This window comes from Accumulibacter sp. (genome assembly GCF_032229525.1).
Taxonomy (GTDB): domain Bacteria; phylum Pseudomonadota; class Gammaproteobacteria; order Burkholderiales; family Rhodocyclaceae; genus Accumulibacter.
This window is the reverse complement of sequence record NZ_JAVTWB010000115.1, coordinates 1-9,475: the sequence shown is the minus strand read 5'-3', so window position 1 is coordinate 9,475 and position 9,475 is coordinate 1. Positions and strand designations below refer to the sequence as shown.

Here is a 9,475-nt window from a genome sequence, read left to right as displayed (position 1 = left end):
ACAGGGCTGCAGGCCGGCCGCGGCGATCAGCCGCCGGTCATCGCGAGCGACCAGAAATCCCGGCAGATGGCTCGTGTCGAGGTCGGCGACAGGCAAGGCGCAGGCCTCGAGGAGAGCGCGCAGGTCGGCCAGTTCGTGCGCCGGGGGCTCACTGAGATCCAAGCTCTTTACTTTCCCTCGCTTGCCTGCTGCGGCCAGGTCTCGCCTGCTGGCAGCCAGCGAATGGCGTTGCTCAACGGTTCCGGCTGCAGCGTGACGTGCGTGATGCCCTGCTCGGCCAGCGCATGCCGGCTGGCGGCGAGGACCGCCGGCCAGTGGGCGAGGGATTCGACGACCAGATGTGCGGAGAGGGCAATACGGTTCGAAGACAGGGTCCAGATGTGCAGATCGTGCACCGAGGCGACGCCCGGCACGCTCGCCAGCAGGCGGCCGACCTGTTCCGTAGACAGGCTGACCAGCACGCCTTCCATCAACGCCTGCAGCACCTCACGCAGGAGGCGCAAACTGGACACCAGCATCAGGGCGCAGATCAGCAAGGAAAGCAGCGGGTCGACCGGTGTCCAGCCGGTCCACATGATCACCGCACCGGACACCAGCGCGGCCACCGAGCCGAGCAGATCGCCGAGCACGTGCAGCAATGCGCCACGGGTATTCATCGTCTGCTCGCCGTGCATCAGCAGCCAGGCGACGCCGATGTTGAGGCACAGGCCGATCGCCGCGACAATCGTCACCGCTTCGCCGTTGACCGCCCCCGGTTCGAGGATGCGGCGCACCGCCACCACCGAGATGGCGACCACCACCAGCACCATGAAAACAACGTTGGCCAGCGCGGCCAGGGTCTCGACACGCCCGTAGCCGTAGGTGTGGCGCTGCGTCGGCGGGCGTTTGGCCAGCGCGGCGGCAAAAGCGGCAAGGCCCAGCGACGCGCTGTCGGTAACCATGTGCCCGGCATCGCCGAGCAGCGCCAGCGAGCCCGACCAGAAACCGGTCAGCGCTTCGACCGCGGCAAAACCGAGGGTCAGCACCAGCGCCCAGATCAGGCGTGGGCCAGCATCCGCACCGTGATGATGGGCGTGACCGTCGTGCTGATGATCGTGCGCGCCGTGCTGATGATGGGCGTGCTCGCGATGGCCGCCCGCGTCGTGGTCGTGATGGTGTTCAGCGCTCATGGTGCCGGCATTCTAGCCGACATCGCGGGAAGAGCGCTCAGGGATGAGGGCGAAAAAGCGCGCCGCTGCCGATGCCGCGCGCGGTGCGCCACGCGGTGATCAGCCAGAGCGCAAGCAGCAACACCCAGCAGCCAATTCCAAGCATTTCCACACCAGCCAGGCCGGACTCCCGTGCGAGCCGAAAACTGGCCGACACGAACGAGCCGAGCGGAAAGGTAAAGGACCACCAGGACAGCGCGAACGGTAGCATCCCGCGACGCTGTGCCGCGGCTGTGAGCAGGGCGGCCATCACCACCCACCATACGCCGAAGCCCCACAATAGAAGACCGGCAAGAAGCACTGTGCCGCCTGGCACGGCGAACGGAAGATGGTCGGCCAGATTGAGTAGACTCACCGGAATGACGCCGAGCGGCCCAAGATGGATCCACACCGTCGGTGCCAGAATGCCGACAGCCGGCTTGGCCAGATATTTGCGCTGCAGCGTCAGAGCAAGCAGACCGAGATACATCAGTGAACCGGCGCCGAGGCCGACGACATTGACCAGCAGTGCCAGATCCCGGGTACTTCCCTGCATGTGACCGAGTAGCGGGCCGCCGGCAATCGGGATCACCACCAGCCCGACCGCCGGAATGAAATTGGCCGGCGTCACGTGCTCGAGGTTGACATGCTCGCCGCTGAACATGGCGTAGAGCACGGCGAAGCTGAAAACGAAGGTCAGCGCCACCCCGGGCCACCAGAACAGCAAGGCGAGTTCGACCTGTCCGTCAAAAGCCAGGAACTGCGCGGCGATGACCATCATGGCGATGGCAATGGTCGGATAGAAACTGGCCTGAACTGGATGCTGCAAGGGTGCCAGCGCCAGCTCTCGATACTTGATCCAGCGGGCCAGCCAAGGCACCGCCAGAACACAGAAGCACAGCAGGTTGAAGTAATGAAAGCTCCAGGCGAGCCCGCCAAGGAGCGGCCAACGGGCAGAGAGCGTCAGCGTCGAGAGGCTCACGACGCCGGTCCCCATCACCGCGGCGAACCACCCCGGTGCAAAATTGCGAACGATCTCGGCGACACCAGGGCGTGCGGACAATGCGGCGGACATCGGATGAATGGCTCCTGCATTAGCAAACGCTAATTATCCACCAGGAAGACGTTCAGCGGGTAGACCCCTCGCCACGGCAGTCGAATCAATTCCCGCTGCCACCTTGAGGGGCGCTGATTGCAGACCCGATTACAGATCATTGCCATGCCACTGCGGCGAATAAGATTGCTATTATCGAAGACCTTGCTCATAAGTGCCGCCACCAGGCGTCGGCCGACCACGCAGGGTCCGGCGATCGCGCTGCCCGGTTCCGGCGAGGAGCCTGGCCAGCGAAACAGCAATCGGGAGGCAAAAGCCCATGGCAACCCATCGCGAAAGCCGCAGCATAGCCCTGGCACCCGAATGCCTGTTCGATGTCGTCGCCGACGTCGAACGCTATCCCGAGTTCGTCCCGCTGATCCGCGAGGCGAAGATCGTTCACCGCGAAGACGGCGCCTACGAGACCGAGCAGAGCCTGGCGCTCGGACTGCTGATGCACCGCTTTCGCACCCGTACAGAGCTCGATCGTCCGCGCAACATCACCGTCCTCTCCAACGATCGGTCGTTCGGCCACTTCAATATCCGCTGGAGCTTTGCCCCGCTGGGCGAAGCGCACTGCCAGGTCGACTTCGCGCTCGACTGCGAGACGCGCTCGCTGTTCCTGATGCCGGTCATCCAGCTGCTGATTCTGCCGATGGCCACCAGCATGGTCAGCGCCTTTGAAGCCCGCGCGCTGGCGCTGGCCGAGCAGGACGGTCGGTCTGGCGCAACGCCCGTGTAGACGCCGGTATCGCTCGGCGATTTCTTCCCGCTTCGCGGTTTTGCCGCCGCGGCCGGTTAGAATGCGAGGCTTCTCGAACCAAGGACGGCCCCGTGAGCAAGGAGTCAAGCAGCAGTGCGGCGAGCACCTCGAGCATCGCCAGCACCAACTTCATCCGCAACATCATCGAAGCCGACCTCGCCGCCGGTAAGCACGCCGCACGCAGGTGGTCGGGTCAGCCCGGCCCGGGTGCCCAGCAACTCGCCGGTGCGCTCGACCCGGCGAAGATCCGCACGCGCTTTCCCCCTGAACCCAACGGCTACCTGCATTTCGGCCACGCCAAGTCGATCTGTCTCAACTTCGGCCTGGCGCAGGACTACGGCGGCCGCTGCCACCTGCGTTTTGACGACACCAATCCGGAGAAAGAGGAGCAGGAATACGTCGACTCGATCGTCGATGCCGTGCGTTGGCTCGGCTTTTCGTGGCAAGGGCCGCTTGCCGAAGGCCAGTCGGACGACGAATCCAACCTCTATTTCGCCTCCAACTACTTCGACTGGATGGTCGAGTTCGCCGAGTATCTGATCAGCAGCGGCCATGCCTACGTCGATAGTCAGAGTGCCGACGAGATGCGCGCCAGTCGCGGCACGCTCACCGAAGCCGGCGCCGACTCGCCTTTCCGCCAGCGCAGTGCCGAGGAGAGCATGGATCTCTTCAAGCGCATGCAGACCGGCGAGTTTCCCGACGGCACGCACATCCTGCGTGCGCGCATCGACATGGCGGCCGGGAACATCAATCTGCGCGATCCGGCGATCTACCGCATCCGCCACGCCAGCCACCACAACACCGGTGACCGCTGGTGCGTCTATCCGATGTACACCTATGCCCATCCGATCGAAGACGCGCTCGAGAACATCACCCACTCGATCTGCACACTCGAGTTCGCCGACCAGCGCCCCTTCTACGACTGGCTGCTCGAGCGCCTGGCCGAGGGCGGGCTGTTGCAGCGGCCCCTGCCGCAGCAGATCGAGTTCTCGCGCCTTAACCTGACCTACATCGTCCTCTCGAAGCGCAAACTGATCCAACTGGTCGAGGAGAAACACGTCGCTGGTTGGGACGACCCGCGCTTGCCGACGCTGGTCGGCGCACGTCGCCGCGGCTACCCGGCGGAAGGCTTTCGCCTGTTTGCCGAGCGCGTCGGCGTATCGAAAGCCGATTCGCTGATCGAGTACACGCTGCTCGAAGACAGCATGCGCGAAGTGCTCAACCAATCGGCCGAGCGCCGCGTCGCGGTGCTCGATCCGCTCAAGCTGATCATCGACAACTATCCGGCCGGCGACAGCGAGGACTGCTACGCGCCCAACCATCCGCTTAAAGCGGAGGCTGGCAAGCGTGCAATGCCCTTTGGCCGCGAGCTGTGGATCGAGCGCGAAGATTTCATGGTCGAGCCGAGCAAGGGCTACCACCGGCTCTATCCAGGCAACCTGGCTCGTCTGCGCTACGCCTATGTGATCAAGTGCACCGGTTTCGACTGCGACGCGACCGGGACGGTCAGTGCCGTCCATTGCGAATACTTCCCCGACTCGAGAAGTGGCACGGAAGGCGCGGACAGCTACAAGGTCAAGGGCAACCTGCACTGGGTTTCGGTGGCCGAAGCCTGCCTTGCCGAAATACGCCTGTACGACCGTCTATTCGCCGTTCCTTCGCCAGGTGCCAGAAGGGAAGGCGACCCCGATGGCATGGAACGCGACGTCCGCGACGATCTCAATCCGGACAGCATGCGTATCATCCAGGCCTGGCTCGAACCGGCACTGAAAAGCGCCCAGCCCGAAGAATGCTTCCAGTTCGAACGGCATGGCTACTTTGTCGCCGACCGGGTCGATTCAATCGCCGGCAAACCGGTGTTCAACCGGACCGTGACGCTCAGGGATTCGTGGTCGGCCAAGGCTGGCCAGCGAAAATGAGGCACCTGCTCATCCCGCCGTTTCGCCTATAGCAGTTCGAGCACCTTCTCGGGCGGCCGACCGAGAACGGCCCGCTCGCCGCGCACGGCGATCGGCCGCTCGATCAGAATTGGGTGAGCGACAAGCGCATCCAGCCACTCGTCGTCGCTCAGCGACCGCCCCGCGTAATGCTCCTTGAAAACGGCTTCGCCACGGCGTACGAGTTCCACCGGCTTCATCCCCAGCTTGTCGAGCAGCGCACGCAGTTCCTCGCGGCTCGGTGGGTTTGCAAGGTAGTCGACGATCTCGGCAGCGATGCCTTTTTCGGCGATCAACTGGCAGGCGGCACGGCTCTTCGAACAGCGGTTGTTGTGATAAATGCGCAGCGGAATGTCGCTCATCGATGACCCCTGGAGAAAGAAAAAGCGTGCTCGTCACGCGACGAGCCCCGCCGCAGCGGGGCTCCGGGCAAACCAGCGAGGGCCCCTACGGCGCCTTGCGCCGGCCCGTCACCACCAGCCCGAAGAGGCCGATGGCGAACAGCAGGATGGCGCTTGGCTCGGGCACCGCGGCGTAGAACCTTGCCGCCAGAATTTCGTGCGTCCTGGTCGTCGGGTGTACGCCGTCCCAGAACATCCAGGTAGCCGGATTGCACTGACCGTTGAGGAGGTTATCCACGCACGCCCGGTCGGCGACGTCAAAACCGTAGGCGCTCTTGTTGGCAATGATGTCGTTGAGCGCTGCAGCCGTATCGAACTGGACAATCTCGGTCGAGGGAAGCGCGGCGTCCAGACTGTTCATGGCCAGGGCAAGGCTCGCGTTGAACAACGCGCTCAATCCCGACACCCCGGCGTTGCCGAGGAACGCGGGGGTTTGCCCGAGGTCCGGCATGTTCGGCACCAGAACGTGTTGCGCGCCGGCGGCGGCCAGCGTCTGCACCGTGGCGACGATGTTCGCCACGCCATTGCTGATCAGGTTGGCTCCGCCCGAAGAACCAGGCACCGTACCGGGCAGGGTTCCGGTGGTATCCGCGTAGAACAGGTCATTCGGAAACAACCAGACGACAAAGAGCGAAGTCGCCGGGTCGAAGACCGGGCTCTGGGCCGCGAAAGTCGCCAGTTCCCACGCGTTGCTCTTCTCTGCGTAGACCGGCTGCAGTGCGGCGGGCACATTCGGATTGACCGAGTTGAAGCTCTCCAGCCCGGTGGTCGCGCCACCGATCGCATAGTTGGTTCCGCCGGCCAGCGAAGGCCCGAAGCTGGTATTGCCCGGGTTGTACATGTTCCACAGATATTCGACGGCGACCGGGCCGTTCGAATACTGACCGTTGTAATACGGCGGCGGCGGGAAAGTGACGGGGCCGCCGGGTAGGCCCGCGGTGGCCGCCTGGCTCAGCAGCCCGCTGTTGCCACCATCCGAAAGGCTGTCGCCAAAGACGAAGAGATCGGTCAACTGCTGCAAGGCAGCGCTGGCCGAAGTCGGCACGCCGACTACCAACAGCAGCGCCAAGGTGCGGAGAAGCTTGTTCATCTTGTACTCCTTTCCAGTTGACCCACGTCGGTTTGACGAACGTCGAGTCGCAAGCAAGAAACATGCCGGAACGCGCAAGGCGCTGTTTTCGCGAGCCATCTTGTTTCCTACACAGGCTGAAACGTTGTCCACTGTAAAAATTACCGACACCCTTGGTGTGCCAGGGTCACCGGCGAGATGCGGCAGCGCGCCAGTCGGCCTTCGCCGATCCGCGGCGCCTCATTCGGCGCGCAACGCGTCTACCGCGTTCAACCGTGCCGCGCGCCGGGCGGGCAACACCCCCGCGAGCAGGCCGATGACCACCGCAATGCACTCGGCGAAGGCCACGAAAGTGAGCGGCGTGTGCACCGGCAACGCCGGCACCAGCAGGTGGATCAACTGCGCCAGGCCGAAGCCGAGCAGCAGACCCATCAAGCCACCGAGCGCCGACAGGGCAACCGCCTCGCCGAGAAACAGGCCGAGGATCGTCCGCCGCGGCGCGCCGAGGGCCACCAGCAGGCCGATTTCACCGGTCCGTTCGGTGACGGCAATGGTCATGATGGTGACGATACCGACGCCGCCGACGAGCAGGGAAATGCTGCCCAGTGCGCCGACGGCCATGGTCAGGATGTCGAGGATGTTCGACAGCGTGCGCAGCATGTCTTCCTGCGTGGTGATGGTGAAATCCTCGCGGCCGTGGCGCGCCGCCAGCGTCGCCTTGACCAGGGCACTGACACCGGCGGCGCGTGCGCCCTCCTCGTACGACAGATCGATCTTCATGATCCCGTCGCGGTTGTACAACTCCATCGCCCGAGCGGTCGGAATATAGGCTGCGTCGTCGAGGTCAATGCCGAGAAACTGCCCCTTGGCTTCGAGGACACCAATGACGCGGAACTGCAAGCCACCGACGCCTACCCGCGCACCGAGAGGATTCGCCGTGCCAAACAACTCCTCCTTGAGCCGGGCGCCCAGCACAATGAAGGCACGCGCGCTGTCGGCGTCCTCGGCGGGCAGGAACTGGCCGCTGCGCACCTTGATGCTGAACACCTTGAGCATGTCGGCGCTGACCCCGTTGACGGTGGTGCGGCGCAGGCGGCCATTGGCATTGACCTCGGTGTTTCCCCACACCGTCGCCGTCATGCCGGTGATGTGCGGCAGGCGTTCCAGGGCGCGGGCATCGTCGAGCGTCAGCGGTCGTACCGAGGTCGGAATGCCGGTCGGCGCGTGCCCTGCGGTCTTGGTCCGGCCCGGGGCGACGCTGATCACGTTGGTACCGAACTGGGTGAACTCGGCGAGCACGAAGCGGTGGATGCCCTCGCCGATCGAGGTCAGCAGAATCACTGCCGCGATACCGACGGCGATGCCCAGCAGGGTCAGGAAGCTGCGCAGCCGGTGCGCGGTGATCGCGCGCAGGGCGAGTTGCAGGGAGTCGCGGGGGCGAATCATCTTTCCGGGAAAGACAGCCTGTGGGTGTTTTGAATCCTGTCTCGCCATTCGTCGGAGAGGCGCGCCTCAGCGGCAAACTGCGGCCAGCGTTTAACCACCGCCTGCACTTCCTCGATGATCGTCGCGGCGCGCCCCTGCTTCATCAGCGCAGCCTTGGCGCAAGCCTTGAAATCCTCCAGCGTGAAGCCGTCCCGTTTCGCATTCAGCGTCATCTGATGCATCGCCGTCCACGAACCGGATGGGTTGTAGCTGTAGGTGATGTCGAAGGCCGGGGCGAGCGTCCACTCGCCCTCCTTGTTCATCAGGAAGGCGATGTTCTTGACGTGGTCGTCCTGATTGCGCGCGACGATGTTGAAGACCATCCGGCGGAACTGCTCCTCCAGCGCGGTCATCGGCAGCTGCAACTGGCGAATGGTCAGCAGTACCTGCTCGTAGGCGTAGGCCCCGGCCTGATTGAAATCGAAATGCGCCAGCGCCCCCAGCGACTGCATGTGCAGCTTTTCCCCGCCTGGCAAGCGATCGAAGCGGCGGGTCATGAAGTGCCGCCGCCCACTCTCTTCCAACAGCCGGCACGCGCTCATGGTGATGCCCGCCGCCCTGGCCATCAGGTGGTAGGCATACTCGATGGCGCCGTATCCCTTCGGGTCTTCCAGCTCCTTGTCCTTGTTGCCTGAAACACCGTCGAATTTCAGCAGCCAGTACTCGAAACCTTCGCCCGCCGCAATCTGTCCCGAGCGCACCTCGTTGGTAGACGGGTTCCAGGCGATCACCGCCTTCGCCCGGGCGCCGCCGGCGGACGTACCGACGCTGAGGATGTCGCGCAGCGCCTTGCCCATGCCGGCCTCGTGAAAATGCCCCTGGAGGTCGTTTCGATGCGTCAATACCTCGCCGGCCAGCCGCACCAACGCATCGATTTCGATCTTCGCCGTCGTTCGGGCCTGCGGCCCCAGCACCGGCGCAAACTCCAGCGCACCCATGCCGCGCCGGCCGGTGTAGCAGAGGCGCTCGACCGCGTTGAAGCTCTCCGGCGTGCGGCCCTGGGTGGCCAGCCAGGTATCGATCAGGGCGTTGCCGAAGCGGTCCGGCAGCGAATCCGCCAGCAGCCCCGGCAGACCGTGGAAGGCCTCACGTGGCAGCGCCGGGAACTCATGCACCCGCTCGCTCAAGGGCATGGTCAGCGGCGAAATCTCGATGCCGCTACGCGCGAACTGCGGGTCGTACTGAAAGGCCGCCACCTCCCGCCCTTCCAGCAGCGACACCGCGCCGATGGTCCGACCCCAGAGCTGGACCTTGGCGATCATCTCGGCTCACCCCAGGTCCACTTCTTCTCGCCCGGCTCGGCCTTCACCGCCGTGGCCCGCTGCCGCTTGCGGCCCTGCTGCTTCAACTGCGCCATCGGGCCGGGCACGGCCTCCGGCAGGAGAAGCTCGAAGCGCTCCAGCAAACCGAGCACCCGGCACACCCGCAGAAAACCCGAAAGCCGGGTCGCCACCTCGCCCGATTCCAGGCGTTCGACCGTCCGCTTGGCCACCCCCGCCAGCTCCGCCAGGGCCGCCTGGGTGAGGTTGCGCTCGATGCG

At 64.7% G+C, this 9,475-nt stretch carries 9 protein-coding genes; 2 read left to right on the top strand and 7 right to left on the bottom strand.

Features of this window, described 5'->3' with window-relative positions; genetic code table 11:
• Positions 1–167: 167 nt before the first annotated feature.
• Positions 168–1,169, bottom strand: a complete 1,002-nt coding sequence (locus RUW20_RS07735; protein ID WP_313951628.1) for a cation diffusion facilitator family transporter — start codon at positions 1,167–1,169, stop codon at positions 168–170.
• Positions 1,170–1,206: 37 nt separating this feature from the next.
• Complete coding sequence (gene tdt, locus RUW20_RS07730; protein ID WP_313951627.1) at positions 1,207–2,262, bottom strand: tellurite-resistance/dicarboxylate transporter; 1,056 nt, start codon at positions 2,260–2,262, stop codon at positions 1,207–1,209.
• A gap of 298 nt (positions 2,263–2,560) precedes the next feature.
• Here tdt and RUW20_RS07725 point away from each other — a divergent pair, with 298 nt between their 5' ends.
• Positions 2,561–3,022: a type II toxin-antitoxin system RatA family toxin gene (locus RUW20_RS07725; protein WP_313951626.1), complete on the top strand. Its 462-nt coding sequence runs from the start codon at positions 2,561–2,563 to the stop codon at positions 3,020–3,022.
• Positions 3,023–3,114: 92 nt separating this feature from the next.
• Complete coding sequence (locus RUW20_RS07720; RefSeq protein ID WP_313951625.1) at positions 3,115–4,962, top strand: glutamine--tRNA ligase/YqeY domain fusion protein; 1,848 nt, start codon at positions 3,115–3,117, stop codon at positions 4,960–4,962.
• 26 nt (positions 4,963–4,988) lie between these two features.
• Here the strand turns inward: RUW20_RS07720 and arsC are convergent, their stop codons facing one another.
• From arsC to RUW20_RS07695, 5 genes are all read right to left on the bottom strand, one after another.
• Positions 4,989–5,342, bottom strand: coding sequence for an arsenate reductase (glutaredoxin) (gene arsC / locus RUW20_RS07715; RefSeq protein WP_313951624.1), 354 nt, complete (start codon positions 5,340–5,342; stop codon positions 4,989–4,991).
• 85 nt (positions 5,343–5,427) lie between these two features.
• Positions 5,428–6,471, bottom strand: coding sequence for an SGNH/GDSL hydrolase family protein (locus tag RUW20_RS07710; RefSeq protein WP_313951623.1), 1,044 nt, complete (start codon positions 6,469–6,471; stop codon positions 5,428–5,430).
• Between the two features lie 219 nt (positions 6,472–6,690).
• Positions 6,691–7,896, bottom strand: a complete 1,206-nt coding sequence (locus RUW20_RS07705; protein WP_313951622.1) for an ABC transporter permease — start codon at positions 7,894–7,896, stop codon at positions 6,691–6,693.
• The gene (locus RUW20_RS07700) at positions 7,893–9,197 is read right to left on the bottom strand and encodes a type II toxin-antitoxin system HipA family toxin (protein WP_313951621.1); all 1,305 of its coding nucleotides are present in this window, start codon (positions 9,195–9,197) and stop codon (positions 7,893–7,895) included. Before RUW20_RS07700 ends, RUW20_RS07705 begins: the two co-directional genes overlap by 4 nt.
• A partial coding sequence (locus RUW20_RS07695) for a helix-turn-helix transcriptional regulator (RefSeq protein WP_313951620.1) occupies positions 9,194–9,475 on the bottom strand: 282 nt, incomplete at its 5' end. The genes RUW20_RS07700 and RUW20_RS07695, both read right to left, overlap by 4 nt.

What these genes read in the sequence shown, in the direction of transcription:
- RUW20_RS07735 (WP_313951628.1), bottom strand. Translation starts at nt 1,169, where the DNA reads ATGAGCGCTGAACACCATCACGACCACGACGCGGGCGGCCATCGCGAG.
- tdt (WP_313951627.1), bottom strand. Translation starts at nt 2,262, where the DNA reads ATGTCCGCCGCATTGTCCGCACGCCCTGGTGTCGCCGAGATCGTTCGC.
- RUW20_RS07700 (WP_313951621.1), bottom strand. Translation starts at nt 9,197, where the DNA reads ATGATCGCCAAGGTCCAGCTCTGGGGTCGGACCATCGGCGCGGTGTCG.
- RUW20_RS07710 (WP_313951623.1), bottom strand. Translation starts at nt 6,471, where the DNA reads ATGAACAAGCTTCTCCGCACCTTGGCGCTGCTGTTGGTAGTCGGCGTG.
- arsC (WP_313951624.1), bottom strand. Translation starts at nt 5,342, where the DNA reads ATGAGCGACATTCCGCTGCGCATTTATCACAACAACCGCTGTTCGAAG.
- RUW20_RS07705 (WP_313951622.1), bottom strand. Translation starts at nt 7,896, where the DNA reads ATGATTCGCCCCCGCGACTCCCTGCAACTCGCCCTGCGCGCGATCACC.
- RUW20_RS07725 (WP_313951626.1), top strand. Translation starts at nt 2,561, where the DNA reads ATGGCAACCCATCGCGAAAGCCGCAGCATAGCCCTGGCACCCGAATGC.